Below are 20,885 nucleotides of genomic sequence, written 5' to 3'. Positions count from 1 at the left end.
CCGGATCACCGGTCGGCGGTCGTGCCGGCCAGGGAGGCGCGGACGTGGCGGCGGGCGTCGTGGATGCGTGACTTCAGGGTGCCGAGCGGGATGGCCAGGTGCTCGGCGATCTCCTCGTAGCTCAACTGGCACACGTCGCGCAGCACCAGCGGGGCGACCAACTCCGGGCGGTGCGCTTCGAGTCGTTCGAGGGCGTCGAGGAGGTCGAGCCGCGACCCCGCGATCACGCTCGTCGTGCGCGGATCGGCGGCGTCGATGGGGAGCAACGCCGTGGGTTGTTCGCTGGACCGGCGTTTGAGGGTGCGGTAGGTCTGGCGGGCGCAGTTGGCCGTGACGACGTAGAGCCAGGTCGAGAAGCGCGACCTCCCCGCGAAACCGTCGATGTTGCGCGCGACCTGCAACAGCACGTCCTGGCAGGCTTCCTCGGCGTCCTGCCGGCACGGCAGGAAGCGCTGGCACTGCCGCAACACCTGGGGGCCGATCGCGCTGAGCAGCGCGTCCAGCGCGCCGGTGTCGCCGGTCGCCGCGCGGGCGGCCAGGTCTTCGAGGTGACGATCGTCGGCCATCCGCGGTCCCCGTTTCTTCGCGTTGGGTGCCCCATAATACGGGCGTGTCAGTGCCGGAAAAGATCGGCCGATATCGCATCGTGCGGCGTATCGGGTCTGGAGCGTTCGCCACGGTGTGGCTCGGGGCCGACGACGCGCTCGACGCCCAGGTGGCCATCAAGGTGCTGGCCGACAACTGGTCCTACCACTCCGACCTGCGCATGCGGTTCGAGCAGGAAGCGCGGATCATGCGCCGGGCCGACTCGGTGCTGCTGGTGCGGGTGCTCGACGTGGGTGAGCTGCCCGACGGCCGGCCCTATCTGGTGATGCCCTTCGTGGCCGGCGGCACGCTCGCCGATCGGCTTTCCGCCGGACCGTTGCCGGTGCGGGAGGCCCTGCGCGTCGCCGTCGACATCGGCCGCGCCGTCGCGGCGTTGCACGAGGCCGGCGTGCTGCACCGCGACCTCAAACCGTCCAATGTGCTCTTCGAACCCACGGCCGGCCGGGATCGGGTCCTGGTCGCCGACCTCGGCCTGGCCAAGGCGCTGGCCAACGCGTCGGGCTTCACGATCGCCGCCGGCACGCCCGGCTATATGCCGCCCGAGCAGGCCACCCCCGGCGGTGGTCTGGACACCAGAGCCGACGTGTACGCGATCGGCGCCACCCTCTACCACATGCTGACCGGCCGCCCGCCCGAGCCGGGTTGGTCGGGTTCGGCCAGGACCCGCCGGCCGTCGCAGGCGCGGCCCGGCCTACCGTCCATGGTGGACGAACTGGTGACCCGCGCCCTGCAACCCGACCCCCGGCAACGCTGGGACTCCGCCACCGCCATGGTCGACGAACTGGAGCGGGTCACCGCGGCGCTCGAACGCGAGACCAGCCGCACCCGGGCGCTCCGGTGGCTGCGGCGGACCGTCGGCGCCGGCATCTCGATCGCCGCGGTGCTGGCGGCCACGGGTGCCAGCGCCACGCTGCCGGCTCGGTACGGCTGGGTACGCGTACACGATGCCGGTGGTGATCTGTCTGTCGCGGTGCCACCGGGCTGGGCCGGCGAGCTGAAGGACGACGGCTGGAACCCGTCGGTGCTGCGCCTTCCCGCCGGCCACGCGCCGGGGCTGGTGGCCGCACCGGACCTCGCCGTCTGGCCCGACCCCGCCAGCGCCATGCCCGGCGTGTTCGTCGGCGCCAGCCGGGCCCTGCTCGCCGGCAGCCCGACCCCGGCGCTGCCCAGCCACCCGTCGTGTGTGGAGGAGCCACAGCGCACCGTGTATGTGGACGGCAATCTCGCCCGGGTGCGGCGCTGGACATCGTGTGGCTCCTCCGTCTCTTTCAGCGAGGTGGTGTTCGCCGTGCCGGGTCGTGGCTTCGGCGTCTACGTGCAGGTCAAGCAGGTCGGCGACGCCGACGTCACCGACGAGATCCTGGCCAGCCTGCGGGTGTCCAACAGGCTGGCACCGCAGGCCGGCCGCTACTCGTAGCAGTCCTGGTGCGCATGCTGGAGGGTCAACTCGGTGACCTTGCCGCCGTTCACGGCGATGCGGTAGACGGCCTGGTTGCTCACCTTCACGAAGACCTTCTCGTAGTCGCCGTCCCCGTCGACGAACTGCCGCTTCGGGTAGATCCGTCGCATCTCGGCGGTCGAGGTGCCCACGCGTACTCCCTCGGGCGTCTTCATGGTGCCCCAAGCGTTGATGGCGATGAGCCCGAGCGTGGGCGAGACGAAGACGGCGCCCTTGCCCTGCGGGAAGCCGCGCAGATAAGCGATCCGGCAGCCGGAGTTCGTGAAGGGCGTCAGCATCCCGGTCGCCTTGGCCTGCTTCTCGGTCATGCCGATCTTCAGTGCGCCGTAGCCGGCCGGCCCGAGCAGAAGCGGCGCCCTGGTGGCCTCGATGGTGGAAGAAGGCGTCGAAGCCGGGGTGGTCGGGGTGACCGTGGGAGCGGTCGCGGTAGGCGCGGCCACGGTCGGCGCCGGTGAGCCGGCCGGCGCCGCGTCACCGACCTGGTGTTGCACGGGCGAGCAGGCCGCTGCGAACAGCAGGCAGGCGACGACCCCGATCAAACGTGTTGCACGCATCAATGACTCCTGGCGGTTCCGATTGGGCTGTTGTCGTGAGGTTCGATGCGCCCACATCGGATCTGGTTCGCCGAGCGGAGTCGGCTATCCGTCACACCTGCGAAGAGCCTCGGGCTCGGTGACCGGCGACCACGTCTGAGGTCGCCGCGACCAACGCGATAGCCATGAACAGTATCGTCACCAGCAGACCGGTGCGGAACGCCTCCGAATAGTCGCCTCGGGAGGACGCGAGCCGGTCGAAGAAGACCGCGCCGATCGCCGCGATGCCGATCGCGGAACCGATCCGCTGCCCGGTCTGGAGCACTCCGCCGGCGCTGCCCGCCTCGGCCACCGGCACCTGGCTCAGCGTGAGGTTCTGGTTGGGGCTGATCACCAGCCCGCTGCCGATGCCGGCGACCAGCAGCGGCAGCGCGGTCGCGAAGCCCACGCCCCGGCCGGCCACGAAATGCAGCGCGAGCATCACGAAGGCCAGGCCGCCGATCACCATGCACAGGCCGGTGACGACCAGCGCCCGCCCGTAGCGGTTGACGATCCGCCCACCGAGCAGCGCGCCCGAGGCCGAGCCGAGCGCGAACGGTGTCACCGACAGGCCGGCCTCCAGCGGCGAGTAGCGCAGCCCGTTCTGGAGGAACAGCGTGAAGATGAAGAAGGTCGTGGTGAACCCCGCGAAGTAGGTGAGGGCGACCAGCGACCCGAGCGCGAACGAGCGCCGGCGGAACAGGCGCAGGTCGACCAGCGGCGACCCGCCGCCGCGCAGTTGCCGCAGCTCCCAGATCACGAAGAGCCCGAGGACCGCCAGGCCGGCCACGATCAGGATCCACACGATCGGGCCGTGCCACTGCTGTTGCTGCACCAGCGGCAGCAGGATCAGCGCGACGCCGCCGCCCAGCAGCACGACGCCGACCGGGTCGACGCCGCGCCGCTGGCGGTGCTCGGCGGGCGTGCCGGGGATCCACCGCGAACCCAGCGTGATCGCGACGACGCCGACCGGGATGTTGATGAAGAAGATCCATCGCCAGCCCGACTCGGCGCCGGCGATCGCGATGATCGCACCGCCGAGCAGCGGCCCGAGGGCGGTGGACACGCCGATGGTCGCGCCGAGCGCCCCGAACGGACGGCCGCGTTCGGCCGGCTTGAACATCTGCTGGACCAGACCCGACACCTGCGGGTTGACCACGCCGGCGGACGCGCCCTGCACCAGCCGGGCGCAGATCAGCCACAGCTCACTCTGCGCGAAGCCCGCGGCCGCACTGGCCACGGTGAACCCGGCCAGCCCGAGGACGAACAGCCGGCGCCGGCCGTGTGCGTCGCCGAACCGCCCGGCCGGCACCAGCACGAGACCGAACGCGAGGGCGTAGCCGGACAGCACCCACTGGAGGCCGCCGGAGCTGAGACCCAGGTCGTTCTGGATCGACGGCAGCGCCACGTTGACGATGCTGACGTCGAGCAGCGTCATGAACGCCGCGATCAGCGCGACCGTCATCGCCCGCCAGCGCGCGTCCACCACGTTCTCGGACATTACGGCACCCGACGGCGACCGCCGGGCGACTTACCGGCCGATCCGGCGCGGGACCGACAGGGCGGCGAGCTTGTCGGGGTTGCGGACGGCGTACACATTGGTGATCTTGTGGTCGATGATCTCGATCAGGAAAACGCCCTCGGTGTGGTCGCCGACCCGGGCGACCACCGCCGGCACGCTGTTGCAGGTGGTGATCCGCAGCCGCAGGCCCGGAAGCTGCCCCCGGCCGTGGAAGAGGTCCATCATGACGGCGGCCACCTTCCGGGCGCCGACCACCGGCCGGCGCGCGGCGGTGGCCTTGCCGCCGCTGTCGGCGGTCCAGGTGACGTCGGGCGCGAGCAGGGCGAGCAGCCCACCCAGGTCACCGGTGGCCGCCGCGGTCATGAACCGCTCGGTGACCTGGGCCGTCCGCGCGGCGTCGGCGGGCTGGAACCGCCGTCGCCGGGCCCGCACGTGCGAGCGGGCGCGGTGGGCCATCTGGTGCACGGTCGGCACCGACCGGCCCACCGCGGCGGCGATCTCGTCGTAGTCGAAGCCGAACACCTCGCGCAGCACGAACACCGCACGCTCGTCGGGTCCCAGCGTCTCGAGGACCACCAGCATCGCCATCGACACCGACTCGGCGAGCACGACGTCGGCGGCGGGGTCGTGCTGGTCGAGCAACAGCGGTTCGGGCAACCACGGGCCGACGTAGTCCTCGCGCCGGCGCGCGTTGGCCCGCACCGCGTTGAGGGCCTGCCGGGTCACCAGCCGGGCCAGGTAGGACCGGCTGTCCCGGACCGTCGCGAGGTCGACCCGCGCCCACCGCAGATAGCTGTCCTGGAGCACGTCGTCGGCCTCGGTCGCGGAGCCGAGCAGCTCGTAGGCGATCGTGAACAGCAGCGGCCGGAACAGCGTGAACCGCTCGGCGTGCTCGGCGTGGGTGTTCACGCGGACGCGACCGCCCGGCCGCCCTTGACCCAGGCCGCCGAGCCCGGCCTGCTGGCCTCGCGCCGGATCCGGCCCACCGCGACCTTGCAGGCCATCTCCTTGATCATGGCGCCGGGGCGCCCGCCGATGAAGACGTTCACCACGCTGTCGTCCCTGCGGGCGAGCTGTCGCATGGCGGCGCTCCGGCCGAGGCTGACGCACGACCCGGTGAGGGCCTGGTTGATCACCGCGGGCTCGGTGCCGGCGATGTGGCTCAGCACCGTGTTGGCGGCCTGCGCGCCCAGCGGGCCGGCGGCCTGGCAGCTCATCCGCAACGGCTGGCCCGACGGTGCCGCGGCGTCGCCGGCCGCCACCACTCGGTCGTCGTCGAGGCTGGTCAACGTCTCGTCGGTGAGCAGCCGGCCGAGCGGGTCGGTGCGCAGCCCGCTCGCGGCCGCCAACTCCGGCACGCCGAACCCGGTCGCCCAGATCGTCAGCGCGCTCGACCGCACCGTGCCGTCGGCGAACACGATCGCACCCGGCCGCACCTCCGCCACCCGGTCAGCTTCGCGCACGGTGACACCGTGCCGCGACAGCCATCTGGCCGCGTAGCGGCGACCGGGCGCGCTGACGGCCGGCATCAGCGTTCCACCGCACACCATCGTGACGGCGCGGCCCTGCTCGGCCAGTTCGGCGGCCGTCTCGATGCCGGTCAGCCCGCCGCCGACGACGGTGATCGGCGCGTCGAAGGGCAATTCGGCCAACCGGGTACGCAGCCGCCGGGCACCCTCGTACTCGGCGATGGGGTGGGCGAACTCGGCCGCGCCCGGCACCGACGCCGGTATCGCCGCCGTGCTGCCGACCGCGTAGATGACGTGGTCGTAGTCCAGCGTGGCGCCCGACGCCAGCCGCACCACGCGGGCGGCGGTGTCGATCCGGGTAGCGCTGTCGACCACCAGCCGGACGCCCGCGCCGAGCAACTCGCCGTAGGAGACCGTGGCGTCGGCGGTGCCTGCCGCGAGTTGGTGCAGCCGCACCCGTTCGACGAAGTCCGGCCGGGGATTGACCAGGGTGATCTCGACGTCGGCGCGCAACCGCAGGTGGTTGGCGGCCAGCGCGCCGGCGTAGCCGCCGCCGATGACGACGACCTGGTGACGTGTCATGTGCTCAGTCATGCCACCAAGACACCGCTGAACGACAGAACCTGACGCGAGGTGACGCGGGTCACCCGGTAAGTCGAGGAGTCGACCGGTGGGGGTGACCGTCCGTTCAGAGCTGGCAGGTCAGTCGTTGATGTCGATAGAGCCGCGTCCAACCGGGACGCGCCGGCTATCGAGGAGTGTCCCTTGTTGAAACGTGCGTTGGGCGGGCTGCTCGCCGCCCTGGCGGTGACGAGCGGCATCGTCGCGGTGTCGGCCGTGTCGGCGTCGGCGACGGCGCCGCAGAACCGGTGTGCGACGTCGACGTTGGAGAACACGCGGGGTTGGACGACCACCGCGGGCGGCACGGTGAAGATCGTGCCGGACGGCGTCCAGGTGGCCACGCCGGGCCAGGACTCGTCGGTGCAGTACCGCTACACCCTGCCGACCCGGGTGCGGCTCTCCGAGGTGTCGACGCTGAGCTACCAGACGACCAAGCTGGACGGAACGGGCAACATCCCGGCGGGCAACGACGCCGCGCTGCCGGCCTACCGGCTGTTCCTGGACCTGACCAACAACGGTTCCGTCGACGGCGCGATCGTCTTCGAGCCCTACTACCAGATCAGCGGCAACCCGGCCCGGGGCCAGACACAGACGTGGGACGTCGACGCCGGCAAGTTCTGGACGGGCGCGACCATCCCGGGCATGGTCACGCAGGGCGGCGGGTCCTACGCCGACAACAAGACGCTGGCGCAGATCCTGGACGCCAACCCGCAGGCGCGGATCGTCGCGATCTCGATCGGGCAGGGCACCTACAACAATGGCACGGTCGCCCGGGTCAACAACGTGCGGTTCGCCGCAGGCCGGGTGTGCCAGGTGCTCGCCTGGAAGGCGCCCGCGGTGCCGTCGTGGCAGGTGTCCTTCACGCCGGCGCGGTGCGGTGACCGGTCGAGCGCGGTGACCGTCGTCAACACGGGTCGGATCAACATCACGGTCCGCTTCAACAACGAGCGGACCCAGATCGTGCGGCCGGGGCGGTCGGTGGTCGAGCGGTTCCGGTCCGGCCGGGTGTCGGTGTTCGTCAACGGGCGCCAGGCCGGCCAGTTCCGCTACCAGCAGGTGGCCTGCCGCTCGCTGCACGCCGACAGCCGCCGCTAGCCGTGTTTCGCGGTCCGGGCGGCGCGCGCCGCCCGGACCGTATCCTCGGCAGGTGGCACTGCGGTTCGAGACACGCTCGTCCGACTCGCCCTGGGTCGACACGGTGTGGACCTGCACGAGCGACCACGTCACCGAGATGACGTCGGTCGCCGCGGTCTGCTGGGGCCTGGTGTTCTGGGAGCGCGAGGGCACGGCGTACGCCAGCATCTCCGGCCCCGAGACCAGGACCGGCACTGCGCCGGTGCCCGAGGGCGCCACGTTCGTCGGCATCGAGTTCGCGGTGGGCACGTCGTTGCGGGCCGTGCGCACACCCGACCTGGTCGACCGCGGCGCCGAGTTGCCCGACGCGACGCGCCGGGCGTTCTGGCTCGACGGCGCCCGCTGGGCGACCCCGGGTGCCGACGACGCCGAGGCCCTGGTCCACCGCCTTGTCGGCGCCGGCGCGGTGGTGCGTGACCCGCTGGTCGCCGACGTCCGCCGGGGCCACCGTCCGGCGATCTCGACCCGGACCGTCGAGCGTCGCTTCCAGGCGGCGACGGGCCTGACCCAGGGCGCCGTGCGCCAGATCGAACGCGCCCGCCACGCCTCGACGCTGCTGGCCGGCGGCACCCCGGTCGCCGACGTCGTCACCAAGCTCGACTATTTCGACGAGCCACACCTGAGCCGGGCGCTGCGCCGCTACGTCGGCCGCACGGCGGGCCAACTCCGGGGCGGCACCGGCGGCGCGATCGCCCTGGCGCTGGATCAGCCGACGTCGTAGATCAGCTTCAGCACGCCGTTCGGGTAGGCGGCCGACTCGCGCAGCCGCAGCGCCTGCTTGGTCTCGTCGGCCCGGCTGAACAGCCCCTTGCCGGCGCCGAGCAGCACCGGGAAGACCAGCAAGTTGTATCGGTCGATGAGACCGGCGGCGGCGAGCCGGCGCGCGAGTTCCGCGCTCCCGTGGATGAAGATCGCGCCGCCGTCGCTCTTCTTGAGCGCGGCCACGTCGTCGGTCGAGCGCAGGATCGTCGTCGGACCCCAGCCGTCGAGCAGCGCGTCGTCGGCCAGCGTGCCCGAAACGACATACTTCGGCAGGCCCTTGTAGCTGGCGTGGTCGTTGGACTCGCGCCAGAACGGTGCGAACGCCTCGTTGCTACGCCGCCCGAACATCAGCGCCGTCGTGTCGGCCAACTCCTCGCCCTTGAGCGCGAACGCCTCGGGCAGGAACTCGACGCTGCCGACCCACCCCTTGCCGCGGTGCTCCTCCCCCGCTCCACCACCCGGCGAGTCCAGGACACCGTCGAGCGACATGAAGCCCGTGTAAACCAGATCACGCATCCGCGGTTCTCTCCCCGATAGTCAGGCGTTGTGGCACCAGGCTAAAACCGAGGAGCAGGGCCGTCTTGTACGGAAACGACAGCGCGCAGGCTAGGCTCCCGCCGTGGCGAGGTACTTCGACATGCACCCGGAGAACCCGGCGCCGCGGGCGGTCGGCCAGGTGGTCGACCTGCTCGACGGCGGCGGGCTGATCGCGTATCCGACCGACTCGCTCTACGCGTTCGGCTGCAAGCTCGGCAACGTCGAGGGCATCGACCGGATCCGCCGCATCCGGCACCTCGACAGCGCACACCATTTCACCCTCGTCTGCCGCGACTTCAGCCAACTCGGCCAGTTCGTGCACATCAACAACACCCGCTTCCGCGCCGTGCGCGCCGCGACGCCGGGCAGCTACACGTTCATCCTGCCGGCGACCAAGGAAGTGCCGCGCCGGTTGCAGCACCCACGGAAACGCACGGTCGGCGTGCGCATCCCCGACCACGTCGTGACCCAGGCCCTGCTCGCGGCGCTCGGCGAGCCGCTGGTGTCGAGCTCACTGCTGCTGCCGGGCGACGACGAGCCGATGACCCAGGGCTGGGAGATCAAAGAACGCCTCGACCACTCGCTCGACGCCGTCGTCGACTCGGGCGACTGCGGCACCACCCCCACCACGGTGATCGACTGGAGCGACGACGAGCCAGTCATCCTCCGCCGCGGCGCGGGCGACCCGTCCCGCTTCGAATAGAGGGCTATCTCAGCGATGACCGCGACCACCGTTCGGGCCGCGACCGCGGCGACCTATGCCGCGTTCATCGGCTCGGGCTTCGCGTTCGCGAGTTGGGCGGCCCGGATCCCGCAGGTGCGCGACCGCCTCGACCTCGACTCCGCCGCCCTCGGCCTCGTCCTGCTCGCGATCGCCGCCGGGTCGCTGCTCGCGTTGCCGCTGTCGGGCCCCGTCGTCACCCGGATCGGCTCGGCCCGCACCGTCACGGCGATGGCGCTGCTGCTCGCGATCGGCCTGACCACCGCCGCCGCCGGCGCGCAGTTCGGCGTGCTGCCGGTGGTGGTGGGCCTGTTCCTGCTGGGCTTCGCCAACGGCGCCTGGGACGTCGCCATGAACGTGCAGGGCACGGTTGTCGAGCGCCACCTCGGCCGGTCGATCATGTCGCGGTTCCACGCCGGCTGGAGCCTCGGCACGGTCACCGGCGCTCTGGTGGGCGCCGCGATGGTCGCGCTGCACGTGCCGGTCGCCGCCCACCTGACGACCGTCGCGGTGGTCGTGGGGGTGCTCGTACCCGCGTACGCCAGACGATTTGTGCCCGATCAGGACCAGACCGGGCCGGGCGCCCAGGATGACCAGCCCCGCGGCAGCGCATGGGCCGCCTGGCGCGAACCGCGCACGCTGCTCATCGGCGTCTTCGTGCTCACCTTCGCGTTCGCCGAGGGGGTGGGCAACGACTGGATCAGCATCGCGGCGATCGACGGGCACGGCGTTCCGGCCGCCGCCGGCACCCTGGCGTTCGCGGCGTTCCTCACCGCGATGACCGTCGGCCGCTGGTTCGGGCCCGGGCTGCTCGACCGCTACGGCCGGGTTCCGGTGGTCCGCCTGCTGTCGCTGGTCGGGATCGCCGGCGTCGCGCTGTTCGTGTTCGGGCCGACGCCGGCTTACGCGTTCGCCGGCACGCTGCTCTGGGGCGTGGGCACCGCGCTCGGGTTCCCGGTCGGCATGAGCGCCGGTGGCGACGACCCGCGCCACGCCGCCGCCCGGGTCAGCGTCGTCGCGTCGATCGGCTACTGCGCGTTCCTCGCCGGGCCGCCCGCCATCGGGTTCCTCGGCCGGCACGTCACCGTGCTCCGCGCGCTGATCGTCGTCGCGGTGCTGCTCGGCGTGGCCGCGTTGATCAGCGCCAGCGTCCGCCCGCTGGAATCCGCGCCGGCCGACGAGGAAACCCTGGTCGCCTGAGGGTCAGCCGGCCCGGGCTCGCGCGGCCTGCCGGACCAGGTGGTCGCGCTCGGCGATGTCGGTGGCCCGATGGGCGGCCTCCGCGTAGGCCGCGCCGGCGGCCGGCAGGTCCCCGGCGAGCTCGTACAGGTGGCCGCGGACCGCATGCCACCGGTGGCGGTCGCCGAGCACCTCGCGCAGCCGGTCGGTCTCGCGCAGCCCCGCTGCCGCACCCAGCACGTGGCCGACCGCGACCGCGCGGGCCAGCACCGCGGCCGGGTCCTTGCGCACCGGGTCGTCGGTGAGGGCGACCAGGTCGTCGTACCAGTCGAGGATCTGCGGCCAGTCGGTCTCCTCGGCGCTCGCGGCGTCGTCGTGCAGGGCGGCGATCGCGGCCTCGACCTGGTAACGGCCCCGCTGGTGCGTGGAAAGGGCTGACTGCAGCACGCGTACGCCCTCGGCGATCTCTCTGGTGTTCCAGCGGCTCCGGTCCTGCCGGTCGAGCGTCACGATGCGACCGGCGGAGTCGAGCCGGGCCGGCAGGCGGGCGTGGTTGAGCAGCATCAGCGCGAGCAGCCCGCGCGCCTCAGGTTCGTCGGTGGCGAGGGTGAGTTGGCGGGCCAGCCGGATCGCCTCGGCGGCCAGGTCGACCCGGCCCGCGTGGCCGGCCGTGTAGACGAGGTAGAGCACCCGCAGCACCACGGCCAGGTCACCGGGCTGGTCGAGGCTGCGGCCGCGCACGGTGCGCTTGGCGCGGCTGATCCGCTGCGCCATCGTCGCCTCCGGCACGTAGAACGCGTCGGCGATCTCGCGCGTGGTCAGGCCGCCGACCGCGCGCAGGGTCAGCGCCACCTGGGAGGCGGGCGCGAGTTCGGGGTGGCAGCAGCAGAAGAGCAGGAAGAGGGTGTCGTCGCCGGCCTCGGTGGCGACCGGCCGCGGCTCGGCAAAGGTCGCCTCCTCCCGGCGGGCCCGGGCGGCCTCGCTGCGGCGGGCGTCGACGAGCCGCCGGGTCGCGACCGTCGCCAGCCACGCGCGCGGGTCGCGCGGCGGGTGCTCGGGCCACACCCGCAGCGCCTCCAGCAGCGCCTCCTGCAGCGCGTCCTCTGCGGCGTCGAAGTCCTCTCCCCGGCGGACCAGGGCCGCGAGCACCCGCGGGACGAGGGCGCGCAGGGCGCCCTCGTCCAACGATTCGGTCGGCACGCGCGGTCAGTCGCTCGCGGGTGCGTCGGACATGACCTCGCGGATGTCGATCCACTCATACATCGGCTCGCCGCCGGGGCCGGGCTCGGACGACACGTAGGCCGCGAGCTCGACCGCGCGCTCGTAGGAGTCGACGTCGATCATGTACCACCCCGCCACCAGGTCGCTGGTCTCGGGCAGCGGCCCGTCACTGGTCACCGGCGCGGCGTCGGGGCCGCCGTAGCGCACGAAGGTCTGCTCCTGGGTGAGCGCCTGCGCGTCGACGAACTCGCCGTTCTTCTCGAGCAGTTCGCCGACGTGCCGCAGGAAGGCCATGTGCGCCTCCACGTCTTCGGGCGCCCACTGGTCCATCGGTGGGATCGGCCGGTGCGGAGCCGGGCCGCCGCGGTAGTGCTTGAGGAGAAGGTATTTCGGCATTTCTGATCTCTCCTGGTGTCATGGGCCCCGCTTTCTCGTGGCCTCACCTGTGGAGCGGAGCCGGTGCCACTTTCTCGACATCGCCGCGTGGCGGGTGGTCGCTACCCTGCATACAGCACGTGGGGAGGGCGGTGTCAAATGAACACGGCCACCGTGGTGTTCCTGGTCATCGGTGGGGCGGGTGCGCTGGTCCTCGCCCTGTCCCTGATCGGCGCCGAGATTCTCCACTTCGGACACGTGGGGTTGCCCGACTTCTTCTCGGTCGAGGCGGTGGCCGGCTTTCTCGGCGCGCTCGGTTTCGCCGGCGCGATCACCAACGAGTTGGGTGGCGCGGTCGCGGTGTCGGCCACCGTCGGGGTGCTCGCCGCCCTACCCACCGCCTACCTCGCCGTCCGCCTGTCCCGCGCGGCCCGCGACATGCACACCGACGCCACGCCCACCCGTGCCGACCTGATCGGCACGGTCGGCGTTGTCGTCACACCGATCACCCCCACCGGGTACGGCGAAGTGCGGATCCGTCTCGGCGGACAGCCCATCAAGCTGTACGCGAAAGCCGACCGGCCGCTCCCGGCGGGCGCCGAAATCTTCGTCATCGAGGCCGCGAGCGAGACGAGCGTCGTCGTCGAGGCGGTCCATCCCCTCACCTGAAGGGCTGTCAGATGCCACTGCTCATCGGGCTCGGCGGCGCCGCGCTGCTGGTGCTCCTGCTGGTCATGTTCGTGCTCTCCCGGATCAAGGTGGCCGGGCCCAACGAGGCTTTCGTGGTGACCGGCCGCAAGGGGCGGGCGACCGTCTCGTCCGACGGCAGCCGGCAGACCGACCTGTCCGGCCAGAAGGTCGTGATGGGCGCTTCCGTCTTCGTCGTGCCGGTCGTGCAGAAGATCCAGTCCCTCGACCTGTCGAGCCGGCGCATCCACGTCGAGATCACCGGCGCGGTGACCAAGCTCGGCATCCGGGCCACGTTGCAGGGCGTCGCGATCGTCAAGGTCGGCGGCACAGAAGACTCGGTCCGCGCCGCCGCGCAGCGGTTCCTGCGCCAGCAGGGCGAGATCGAGCAGTTCACCCGCGAGGTGCTGGCCGGCTCGCTGCGGTCGATCGTCGGCCGGCTCACCGTCGAGGAGATCATCCGCGACCGGGCCGCGTTCGCGTCGGCGGTCGCCGAAGAGGCCGAGCACTCGATGACCAACCAGGGCCTGGTGCTCGACACCTTCCAACTCCAGGACATCCTGGCCGAGGGCTCCTACCTCCAGGATCTCGGCCGGCCCGAGGCCGCGCGGGTGCTCAAGGAGGCGGCGATCGCGGAGGCCCGCGCCCGGCAGGCCGCCGAGCAGGAGCGGTTGCTGGCCGAGGAGGCGATCGCCGAGGCGCAGCGCAACCTGTCGCTCAAGCAGGCCAGCATCCAGGCCGAGGTCGACGCGGCCAAGGCCCGCACGGCGGCGGCCGGCCCGCTCGCCCAGGCGGAGCGCGACCAGGCGATCCTGGCCGAGCAGCAGAAGGTCGCCGAGCGCAACGCCGAACTCAAGCAACGGCAACTCGACACGGAAGTACGCAAGCCCGCCGACGCCGCCCGCTACAAGGTGGAGCAGGAGGCCGAGGCGGCCCGCAACGCCACGGTCCTCAAGGCCGACGCGGCCCGGCAGGCGACCATCGCCGCCGCGCAGGCCGAGGCCGAGCAGTCCCGGCTGACCGGCGAGGGCGAGCGGGCCCGGCGGGCCGCGCTGGCCGAGGCCAACGCGATCGAAGGCGCCAAGGAGGGCGAGGCCGAGCAGCGCCGGCGCACGGCCATCGCCGACGCGATCGAGCGCGAGGGTTCGGCGGAGGCCGCGGCGATCCTGGCCAAGGGCAACGCGGAGGCCGAGGCGATGGCGCGCAAGGCCGACGCGTTCGCCACCTACGGCGAGGCCGCCGTGCTCGACCTGCTCGTGCGGATGCTGCCCCAGGTCGTCGAGGCGGCGAGCCGGCCGATGAGCGCGATCGACAAGATGACGGTGATCTCCACCGACGGCGCGTCGTCGCTCGCCAAGTCGGTGGCCGGCAATGTCGCACAGGGCCTGCAACTCGGATCCGACCTGACCGGCGTCGACCTGCCGAGCCTGCTCGCCCGCCTGGGCAACGTGATCGAGGCCGGCAACGGCGACCAGCCGCCGGCCGTCAAGAAGAAGTGAGGTCAGGCCGGCGCCGCCACGCGCAGCACCTTGAGGAACTCGCGCATCCAGGCCGGGTGGTCGGGCCACGCGCGCCCGGAGACGATCGCGCCGTCGATGTGTGCCTCGCTGTCGACCCAGGTGGCGCCGGCCGCCTTCACGTCGGGTGCGCAGGCCGGGTAGGCGCTGGTCGAACGGCCCTCGAGCACCCCGGCCGCGGCGAGCACCAGCGGGCCGTGGCACAGCGCCGCGATCGGCTTGCCGGCCTCGGCGAAGTGCCGCACGATCCGCAGGCAGTCTTCGTCGGTCCGGATATATTCCGGCGCCCGGCCGCCCGGCACCACCAGCGCCGCGTAGGCCGACGGGTCGACATCGGCGAACGCCACGTCGGCCGCCCAGGTGTGCCCGGCCTTCTCGGTGTAGGTGTCGAAGCCGTCGACGAAGTCGTGCACCACGAACTGGAGCTTCTTGGCCGCCGGCGCGGCCATGTCCACCTCGTAGCCCTCCTCCAGCAGCCGCTGGTAGGGGTACATCACCTCAAGATCCTCGGCCGCATCCCCAGTAATGATGAGCACTCTGGTCATGGTCAACCTCCAACGGATTCGAAGCCCCGCACCCCGATCGTCATCCCGGCCCGCGGTGGGGTCAAGAGCGGGCCCCTCGTCAGCTTCCCGGCAACGAGGGGCCCGATCCTGGTCAGCGGCGGCGGGTGACCGGGGGCTCCGGCTCGGCGACGCCGTCGATCGCTGCGGCCGCTGTCGTGATCGACTGCTCGGTGTCGGCCAGGTCGAGGCTGGTGCGCAGGGTGACCGGGCGGAGCAGGATCGCGGCGACGACGCCGACCACCGCGATCGCGGCCGAGATCAGGAAGATGTGGCCGGTCGCGTCGCCGTAGGCGGCCCGCACGATGTGCTGGAACGCGTCGGGCAGCGCCTCGAGGTTGAGCGCGCTCGTGCCTGACGAGCTCGGGTCGGCCGGCACGCCCGCGGCCGCCAGGTCGTGGGTGATCTGGCTGGTCACCCGGTGGGCCAGCACGGCGCCGAGGATCGAGACGCCCATCGCGCCGCCGAGCGACCGGAAGAACGCCACCGAGGAGCTGGCCGCGCCGATGTCCTTGAGCGCCACCGTGTTCTGCACCGCGAGCACCAGGTTCTGCATGGTCATGCCGACGCCGATGCCGACCAGCAGCATGCCGGCGCCGACGAACACCAGTGAGGTGGTGTGGTCGATGGTGCCGAGCATGACGAAGCCGGCGACCAGGACGATCGCGCCGGTCACGATGTAGGGCTTGATCCGCCCGGACCGGGAGATCAACCGGCCGGCGATGATCGAGGAGAGCAGCACGCCGGCCATCATCGGGATGGTGAGCAGGCCGGCGTGGGTCGGTGAGTAGCCGCGGCCGATCTGGAAATACTGGCCGAGGAAGACCGCGCCGCCGAACATGGCCATGCCGACCGCGAGACTGCCGATGATGGACAGTGCGGTGGTCCGCTGGGTGACGATGCCCAGCGGCACGACCGGCTCGGCCGCCCGCTTCTCGACCAGCACCGCGAGCACCAGCAGCACGACCGCGGCGCCGACCATCGCGAACGTCTGCCACGAGATCCACGGGAACGTGCCGTCGACAAAGGAGATCCAGATCAGCAGCACGCTGACGCCGGCGGCGATCAGGGTCGCGCCCAGATAGTCGATCTTCACGTTGTCGCGCCGGATCGTCGGCAGCCGCAGCGTGGCCTGGAGCAGCACCAGCGCGATGATCGCGATCGGCACGCCGACGAAGAAGCACCAGCGCCAGCCGAGCCACGAGGTGTCGACGATCAGGCCGCCGAGCAGCGGGCCGCCGACCGTGGCCAGCGCCATCACGCCGCCGAGATAGCCGTTGTAGCGGCCGCGCTCGCGCGGCGGGATCATCGCCGCGATCGCGACCTGGACCAGCGCCTGGAGGCCGCCGACGCCGATGCCCTGGAAGGCGCGGGCGGCGATGAGCTGGCCCGCGTTCTGGCTGAGCCCGGCGATCGCCGAGCCGAGCACGAAGATCACGATGGAGATCTGGATGAGCTGTTTCTTGTTGAACAGGTCGGCCAGCTTGCCCCAGATCGGCGTGGTCGCCGTCGCCGTGAGCAGGGTCGCGGTGACCACCCACGTGTACTGGGTCTGCGAGCCGTTGAGCTCACCGATGATGCGGGGCAGGGCGGTCGACACGACCGTGCTGCTGACCAGCGCGACAAACAGCACCAGGAGCAGCCCGCTGAGGGCCTCCAGGGTCTGCCGGTGGCTCATCTGGCCCGGTTGGCCGGTCGGCCGCGCGGTCGTGGTGGTGGCACTCATTTCGGGAGATCCTCCGGAACGTCGTCGATCTCCCTCAGCATCCTCTCAATCTTGCGCTTTGGGCAAGTTTTCCCACTGAGAAACGAGTCACGTCGATCAGTTGCTGGTCAGCTGCTCCGGGTCGATCTCCCGGTCGACCAGCCACTCGCCCAGTTCCCAGAGGTCACGCGGGTGCCGCAGGGGCGCGTGCGCGAGCCGGACCCCGGTGCGCCGGAAGACACTCACCGCGCCGGTGTCGCGCACCTCGATCCGCCACCGCATGCCCTGCCGGCCCGGCGGCGTGTTCCAGACCTGCACGCCTGACTTTTCCCGCAAATAAGGCAAATCATCCGGGGGTACGGAGGTCGATAGGGTCAGGGCGTGCATGACGACCGGACCGTTGTCGAAGATCGTCTTTCCCGGCTCCTGGCGGAGCGGCTCCGGCCGGCGGTGCACCGCGTGGTCGCGGGCCTCGACGTGGCCGCCTGGCACGTACCCGGCGAACCGGTGCCGCCCGCCGTCGCGCTCGCGTCCCAGGCGTTCGAGCGCTTTCCGGTCGGCGAGGCGTGGGGGCCGCCGTGGAGCACCACCTGGTTCCACCTGACCGGCACGGTGCCCGCGGTGCCGGCCGGCGCCCGCGTCGAGGTGGTCGTCGACCTGGGCTGGAACTCCGCGTCGCCCGGTTTCCAGGCCGAGGGGCTCGCCTACCGGCCCGACGGATCGGTCCACAAGGGACTTCACCCGCGCAACGACTGGGTGCCGGTATCGGGGTCCACGGTGGACCTGTTCGTCGAGGCCGCCGCCAACCCGACGGTGCTCGACGGGTTCCGGCCGACCCACCTCGGCGACCTGGCGACCGCCGGCGACGCGCCGCTCTACCGGCTGGTCCGCGCCGACATCACGGTGCGCGACGAGACCCTGGCCGACCTGGTGCACGACCTTTCGGTCCTCGCCGAGCTACAGGCCGGTGAGCCGCGCCGCCACCAGATCCTGCGCGCGCTGTCGCGGGCGATGGACGCGCTCGACCCGGCCGACCTGTCCGGCACCGCCGCGGCCGCCCGCGCCGAGCTGGCCGGGGTGCTCGCCCGCCCGGCCGACGCCAGCGCGCACCGGATCAGCGCCGTCGGCCACGCGCACATCGACACCGCGTGGCTCTGGCCGCAGCGGGAGACGGTGCGCAAGGTCGCGCGTACCGCGGCCAACGTCGTCGACCTTCTCGACACCCATCCCGACCTGGTGTACGCCATGTCCTCCGCACAGCAGTTCGCCTGGCTCGAGGAACACCGGCCCGAGGTGTTCGCCCGGGTCGCCGAGCACGTGCGGGCCGGTCGGTTCGTGCCGGTCGGCGGGATGTGGGTCGAGTCCGACACCAACCTGCCGGGCGGGGAGGCGATGGCGCGCCAGTTCACCCACGGGAAGCGGTTTTTCCTCGACCGCTTCGGCATCGAGACCCGCGAGGCCTGGTTGCCCGACTCGTTCGGGTATTCCGCCGCGCTGCCGCAGATCGTCAAGCTCAGCGGCACCCGCTGGTTTCTCACCCAGAAGATCTCGTGGAACCAGACCAACAAGCTCCCACACCACACGTTCTGGTGGGAGGGCATCGACGGCACCCGGGTGTTCACCCACTTCCCGCCGGCCGACACCTACAACGGCGAGCTGACCGGCGCCGAACTGGCCCACGCGGTGCGCAACTTCCGCGACCACGGCGAGGCGACCCGCTCGCTGCTCCCGTTCGGCCACGGCGACGGCGGCGGCGGACCGACCCGCGAGATGCTCGCCCGGGCCCGACGGCTGCGCGACCTGGAGGGTTCCCCGCGCGTCGCGGTCGAGTCGCCGGCCGCGTTCTTCGCCGGGGCCGAGGCCGAATACGGTTCGCGCGCGCCGGTCTGGGTGGGCGAGCTCTACCTGGAGCTGCACCGGGCCACCTACACCTCGCAGGCCGCGACGAAGCAGGGCAACCGGCGGGCCGAGCACCTGCTGCGCGAGGCGGAGCTGTGGTGCACGACCGCGGACCGTCCGGCACGGAGCCGACTATCCTTATGAGACGCTCGACCGGCTCTGGAAAACCGTGCTGTTGCACCAGTTCCACGACATCCTGCCAGGGTCGTCGATCGCGTGGGTGCATCGCGAGGCGCGCGAAACGTACGCCCGGATCGCTGGTGAATTGGAAGGTTTGATCCACGGCTCCGTCTCGTTCTTCGGTAGCGGTGACAACACCGTGCTCAACGCCTCGCCCTTCGCGCGCGACGGCGTCCCGGCCCTCGGTGGCGGCCGCCCCGTGCCCGCCGAAGGGTCGACGCGGGCCGAGACGCACGACGGTGGCTGGGTGCTCGACAACGGTCTGCTGCGGGTCGTCCTCGACGGGCGCGGGGTGGTGGTCTCGGTGGTCGACCTGGCCGCCGGGCGCGAGGTGCTGGCCGGGCCGGCCAACCTGTTGCAGCTCCACCGCGACGAGCCCAACCGCTGGGACGCCTGGGACGTCGACCCGTTCTACCGCGACCTGGTGACCGATGTGGACGGCGTAACCGCCCTGGCCGTCTCCGACGACACGGTGCGGGTGTCGCGGGCGTTCGGCGCGTCCACCGTCACTCAGGAGATCACGCTGGCGGCCGGCGCGCGGCGGGTCGACTTCCGGGTCGAGGTCGACTGGCACGAGCGGGAGAAGTTCCTCAAGGTGGCCTTCCCGATCGACGTGCACACCGATCACGCCGCGTTCGAGACGCAATACGGGCACCTGACCCGGGCCACGCACGAGAACACCTCCTGGGACGCGGCCCGGTTCGAGGTGTGCGCGCACCGATGGGTGCGGGTCGCCGAGCCGGACTACGGGGTGGCGCTGGTCAACGACTCGACCTACGGGCACGACGTGCGCCGGGTGGCCCGGCCCGGCGGCGGCACGGCCAGCGTGGTGCGGCTGTCGCTGCTGCGGGCGCCGCGCTTCCCGGATCCGGAGACGGACCAGGGCGTGCATGCCATGCGGTACGCGCTGGTGCCGGGCGCCTCGGTGGCGGCTGCCGTCCGGGCCGGGTATGAGATCAATCTGCCGTTGCGGACTGTGCCGGGCTCGGCCCTGGCTCCCCTGCTGCGGGTGGAGTCGACGCCCGCGGACGCCGTGGTGGTCGAGGCGGTCAAGCTGGCCGACGACCGCAGTGGTGACGTGGTGTTGCGGGTCTACGAGGCGCTCGGCGGCCGGGCGACCGCGACGATCTCTGCGGACTTCGACGTAACCGGCGCTGTCGAAACCGACCTGCTGGAGCGCGACCTGGAACCGGACGCGTTGGGCTCAGGGTTGACCCTGCGGTTGCGCCCGTTCCAGATCGCGACCATCCGGCTGCGGCGCCGCTAGCTCAGCTTCGCCAGGTCCTCGGCGATCGTGTCGGCGATCGGGGTCGTCGGGCGGCCGATCAACCGGGACAGGTCGCCCGGCGTGCCGGCCAGGGCGCCCTTGTCGATCGCGTCGTCGACCTCGACGAGAACGTCGGCGAACCCATCGGGCAGCCCGGCACCGACGAGGATCGCCTTGAGCTCGGCCGGGGCGACGGTGACGTGGGCGACGGGCTTGCCACTTTGCCGGCTCACCTCAGCGGCGAACTCGCCGAAGGTCCACGCGTTGTCGCCGCCGAGCTCGTACGCCGTGTTGAGGTGTCCCTCGCCCGTGAGCACGGCGGCGGCCGCAGCGGCGAAGTCCCGCCGGGGCGCGGTGGCGACGCGACTCTCCGGCGCGACGGCATTGGCGATCGCGCCGCGGGCCACGATCCCGGCGACGTCGCCGGTGTACATCTCCGAATACCAGTTGTTGCGCAGGAACGTGTAGGGCAGGCCCGAGGCGAGGATCAGGTCTTCGGTCTCGCGGTGGTCGTCGGCGAGGTGGAACCAGGCGTCCGGGCCACCGAAGATGCCGGTGTAGGCGAACTGGGCCACCCCGGCGGCCGCCGCGGCGTCGATCACGGCCTTGTGCTGCGGCCCGCGCCGGCCCGGCTCGCTGCCCGAGATGAGCAGCACCCGGTCACCGGCGGCGAACGCCCCGGCGAAGCTGTCGGGCCGGTCATAGTCGGCCAGGTGTAGCCGCACCCCTTGGCCGGCCAGGTCGGCGCCCTTCTCGGCGCTGCGGACGACCGCGATGATCCCCTCCGCCGGCACACCGCGCGCGATCAGGTCCCCGATGACCAGGCGACCGAGCTGCCCATTGGCGCCGGTGATGACGATGCTCATGCTTGTTCCTTTTGTCCGAGTGG

The 20,885-nt window shown here is 71.9% G+C and carries 21 protein-coding genes; 9 read left to right on the top strand and 12 right to left on the bottom strand.

Translation table 11 applies throughout. From position 1 onward, the window contains the following. Positions 1-5: 5 nt before the first annotated feature. On the bottom strand, positions 6-566 hold the full coding sequence (locus tag DFJ67_RS32570) for an RNA polymerase sigma factor (RefSeq protein WP_116072110.1): 561 nt from the start codon (positions 564-566) through the stop codon (positions 6-8). 44 nt (positions 567-610) lie between these two features. Between DFJ67_RS32570 and DFJ67_RS32565 the strand changes: the two genes are divergently transcribed. Further along, positions 611-2,023 carry a serine/threonine-protein kinase gene (locus DFJ67_RS32565; protein ID WP_116072108.1) on the top strand — a complete coding sequence of 471 codons (1,413 nt, stop codon included), beginning with the start codon at positions 611-613 and terminating at the stop codon, positions 2,021-2,023. Here the strand turns inward: DFJ67_RS32565 and DFJ67_RS32560 are convergent. The 4 genes from DFJ67_RS32560 to DFJ67_RS32545 all read right to left on the bottom strand — a co-directional run bounded on the left by DFJ67_RS32560 (position 2,014) and on the right by DFJ67_RS32545 (position 6,222). Further along, positions 2,014-2,619: a hypothetical protein gene (locus tag DFJ67_RS32560; RefSeq protein WP_147315688.1), complete on the bottom strand. Its 606-nt coding sequence runs from the start codon at positions 2,617-2,619 to the stop codon at positions 2,014-2,016. The two genes, DFJ67_RS32565 and DFJ67_RS32560, sit on opposite strands and share 10 nt — an antisense overlap. A gap of 91 nt (positions 2,620-2,710) precedes the next feature. Further along, positions 2,711-4,138: an MFS transporter gene (locus tag DFJ67_RS32555; protein ID WP_239097113.1), complete on the bottom strand. Its 1,428-nt coding sequence runs from the start codon at positions 4,136-4,138 to the stop codon at positions 2,711-2,713. 30 nt (positions 4,139-4,168) lie between these two features. Continuing rightward, entirely contained in the window at positions 4,169-5,068 is a 900-nt protein-coding gene (sigJ, locus tag DFJ67_RS32550) for an RNA polymerase sigma factor SigJ (protein ID WP_116072104.1), read from the bottom strand. Next, a complete protein-coding gene (locus DFJ67_RS32545; RefSeq protein ID WP_116072102.1) occupies positions 5,065-6,222 on the bottom strand; it encodes an NAD(P)/FAD-dependent oxidoreductase in 1,158 nt (385 codons plus the stop codon). The genes sigJ and DFJ67_RS32545 overlap by 4 nt, the downstream gene beginning before the upstream one ends. Positions 6,223-6,396: 174 nt before the next feature. Between DFJ67_RS32545 and DFJ67_RS32540 the strand changes: the two genes are divergently transcribed. Together DFJ67_RS32540 and DFJ67_RS32535 are read left to right on the top strand one after the other, a co-directional pair. Next, positions 6,397-7,344 (top strand): hypothetical protein, encoded by a 948-nt coding sequence (locus tag DFJ67_RS32540; protein ID WP_147315687.1) that lies wholly within the window; start codon positions 6,397-6,399, stop codon positions 7,342-7,344. Between the two features lie 52 nt (positions 7,345-7,396). Further along, the gene (locus DFJ67_RS32535; protein ID WP_116072098.1) at positions 7,397-8,104 is read left to right on the top strand and encodes a helix-turn-helix domain-containing protein; all 708 of its coding nucleotides are present in this window, start codon (positions 7,397-7,399) and stop codon (positions 8,102-8,104) included. Here the strand turns inward: DFJ67_RS32535 and DFJ67_RS32530 are convergent. Further along, complete coding sequence (locus DFJ67_RS32530) at positions 8,089-8,661, bottom strand: dihydrofolate reductase family protein (RefSeq protein WP_116072096.1); 573 nt, start codon at positions 8,659-8,661, stop codon at positions 8,089-8,091. The genes DFJ67_RS32535 and DFJ67_RS32530 overlap by 16 nt on opposite strands. A 103-nt stretch (positions 8,662-8,764) precedes the next feature. Here DFJ67_RS32530 and DFJ67_RS32525 point away from each other — a divergent pair, with 103 nt between their 5' ends. Both DFJ67_RS32525 and DFJ67_RS32520 read left to right on the top strand, forming a co-directional pair. Next, the gene (locus DFJ67_RS32525; protein WP_116072094.1) at positions 8,765-9,385 is read left to right on the top strand and encodes an L-threonylcarbamoyladenylate synthase; all 621 of its coding nucleotides are present in this window, start codon (positions 8,765-8,767) and stop codon (positions 9,383-9,385) included. Positions 9,386-9,400: 15 nt separating this feature from the next. Further along, the gene (locus tag DFJ67_RS32520) at positions 9,401-10,603 is read left to right on the top strand and encodes an MFS transporter (protein WP_116072092.1); all 1,203 of its coding nucleotides are present in this window, start codon (positions 9,401-9,403) and stop codon (positions 10,601-10,603) included. A gap of 3 nt (positions 10,604-10,606) precedes the next feature. Here DFJ67_RS32520 and DFJ67_RS32515 read toward each other — a convergent pair whose 3' ends face one another. Both DFJ67_RS32515 and DFJ67_RS32510 read right to left on the bottom strand, forming a co-directional pair. Continuing rightward, on the bottom strand, positions 10,607-11,767 hold the full coding sequence (locus tag DFJ67_RS32515; RefSeq protein WP_203783483.1) for an RNA polymerase sigma factor: 1,161 nt from the start codon (positions 11,765-11,767) through the stop codon (positions 10,607-10,609). 21 nt (positions 11,768-11,788) lie between these two features. Continuing rightward, positions 11,789-12,199, bottom strand: coding sequence for a YciI family protein (locus DFJ67_RS32510; RefSeq protein WP_116072088.1), 411 nt, complete (start codon positions 12,197-12,199; stop codon positions 11,789-11,791). 138 nt (positions 12,200-12,337) lie between these two features. On the opposite strand from DFJ67_RS32510, the gene DFJ67_RS32505 reads away from it, so the two are divergent. Beyond that, positions 12,338-12,847 (top strand): NfeD C-terminal domain-containing protein, encoded by a 510-nt coding sequence (locus DFJ67_RS32505; protein WP_116072086.1) that lies wholly within the window; start codon positions 12,338-12,340, stop codon positions 12,845-12,847. 11 nt (positions 12,848-12,858) lie between these two features. Beyond that, on the top strand, positions 12,859-14,364 hold the full coding sequence (locus DFJ67_RS32500; protein ID WP_116072084.1) for a flotillin family protein: 1,506 nt from the start codon (positions 12,859-12,861) through the stop codon (positions 14,362-14,364). Positions 14,365-14,366: 2 nt separating this feature from the next. On the opposite strand, the gene DFJ67_RS32495 is transcribed toward DFJ67_RS32500, so the two are convergent. The 3 genes from DFJ67_RS32495 to DFJ67_RS32485 form a co-directional block, all read right to left on the bottom strand. Then, positions 14,367-14,927 (bottom strand): DJ-1/PfpI family protein, encoded by a 561-nt coding sequence (locus DFJ67_RS32495; protein WP_116072082.1) that lies wholly within the window; start codon positions 14,925-14,927, stop codon positions 14,367-14,369. Positions 14,928-15,039: 112 nt separating this feature from the next. After that, positions 15,040-16,671 carry an MDR family MFS transporter gene (locus DFJ67_RS32490; protein ID WP_116072080.1) on the bottom strand — a complete coding sequence of 544 codons (1,632 nt, stop codon included), beginning with the start codon at positions 16,669-16,671 and terminating at the stop codon, positions 15,040-15,042. Between the two features lie 96 nt (positions 16,672-16,767). Further along, complete coding sequence (locus DFJ67_RS32485) at positions 16,768-16,968, bottom strand: hypothetical protein (protein ID WP_116072077.1); 201 nt, start codon at positions 16,966-16,968, stop codon at positions 16,768-16,770. Positions 16,969-17,031: 63 nt separating this feature from the next. Here DFJ67_RS32485 and DFJ67_RS44470 point away from each other — a divergent pair, with 63 nt between their 5' ends. Beyond that, on the top strand, positions 17,032-18,693 hold the full coding sequence (locus tag DFJ67_RS44470) for a glycoside hydrolase family 38 N-terminal domain-containing protein (RefSeq protein WP_280525920.1): 1,662 nt from the start codon (positions 17,032-17,034) through the stop codon (positions 18,691-18,693). A 25-nt stretch (positions 18,694-18,718) separates the two neighbouring features. Next, complete coding sequence (locus DFJ67_RS44465) at positions 18,719-19,996, top strand: glycoside hydrolase family 38 C-terminal domain-containing protein (protein ID WP_280525919.1); 1,278 nt, start codon at positions 18,719-18,721, stop codon at positions 19,994-19,996. On the opposite strand, the gene DFJ67_RS32475 is transcribed toward DFJ67_RS44465, so the two are convergent. Next, a complete protein-coding gene (locus DFJ67_RS32475; RefSeq protein WP_116072075.1) occupies positions 19,993-20,862 on the bottom strand; it encodes an NAD(P)H-binding protein in 870 nt (289 codons plus the stop codon). The two genes, DFJ67_RS44465 and DFJ67_RS32475, sit on opposite strands and share 4 nt — an antisense overlap. Positions 20,863-20,885: the final 23 nt, after the last annotated feature.

It is taken from the genome of Asanoa ferruginea, assembly GCF_003387075.1.
Lineage (GTDB): Bacteria > Actinomycetota > Actinomycetes > Mycobacteriales > Micromonosporaceae > Asanoa > Asanoa ferruginea.
The sequence above is the reverse complement of the archived record's forward strand: the minus strand, read 5'-3'. Positions and strand labels throughout refer to the sequence as shown.

What these genes read in the sequence shown, in the direction of transcription:
- DFJ67_RS32555 (WP_239097113.1), bottom strand. Translation starts at nt 4,138, where the DNA reads ATGTCCGAGAACGTGGTGGACGCGCGCTGGCGGGCGATGACGGTCGCG.
- DFJ67_RS32495 (WP_116072082.1), bottom strand. Translation starts at nt 14,927, where the DNA reads ATGACCAGAGTGCTCATCATTACTGGGGATGCGGCCGAGGATCTTGAG.
- DFJ67_RS32510 (WP_116072088.1), bottom strand. Translation starts at nt 12,199, where the DNA reads ATGCCGAAATACCTTCTCCTCAAGCACTACCGCGGCGGCCCGGCTCCG.
- DFJ67_RS32505 (WP_116072086.1), top strand. Translation starts at nt 12,338, where the DNA reads ATGAACACGGCCACCGTGGTGTTCCTGGTCATCGGTGGGGCGGGTGCG.
- DFJ67_RS32475 (WP_116072075.1), bottom strand. Translation starts at nt 20,862, where the DNA reads ATGAGCATCGTCATCACCGGCGCCAATGGGCAGCTCGGTCGCCTGGTC.
- DFJ67_RS32560 (WP_147315688.1), bottom strand. Translation starts at nt 2,619, where the DNA reads ATGCGTGCAACACGTTTGATCGGGGTCGTCGCCTGCCTGCTGTTCGCA.
- DFJ67_RS32500 (WP_116072084.1), top strand. Translation starts at nt 12,859, where the DNA reads ATGCCACTGCTCATCGGGCTCGGCGGCGCCGCGCTGCTGGTGCTCCTG.
- DFJ67_RS32545 (WP_116072102.1), bottom strand. Translation starts at nt 6,222, where the DNA reads ATGACTGAGCACATGACACGTCACCAGGTCGTCGTCATCGGCGGCGGC.
- DFJ67_RS32530 (WP_116072096.1), bottom strand. Translation starts at nt 8,661, where the DNA reads ATGCGTGATCTGGTTTACACGGGCTTCATGTCGCTCGACGGTGTCCTG.
- DFJ67_RS32520 (WP_116072092.1), top strand. Translation starts at nt 9,401, where the DNA reads ATGACCGCGACCACCGTTCGGGCCGCGACCGCGGCGACCTATGCCGCG.
- DFJ67_RS32490 (WP_116072080.1), bottom strand. Translation starts at nt 16,671, where the DNA reads ATGAGTGCCACCACCACGACCGCGCGGCCGACCGGCCAACCGGGCCAG.
- DFJ67_RS32570 (WP_116072110.1), bottom strand. Translation starts at nt 566, where the DNA reads ATGGCCGACGATCGTCACCTCGAAGACCTGGCCGCCCGCGCGGCGACC.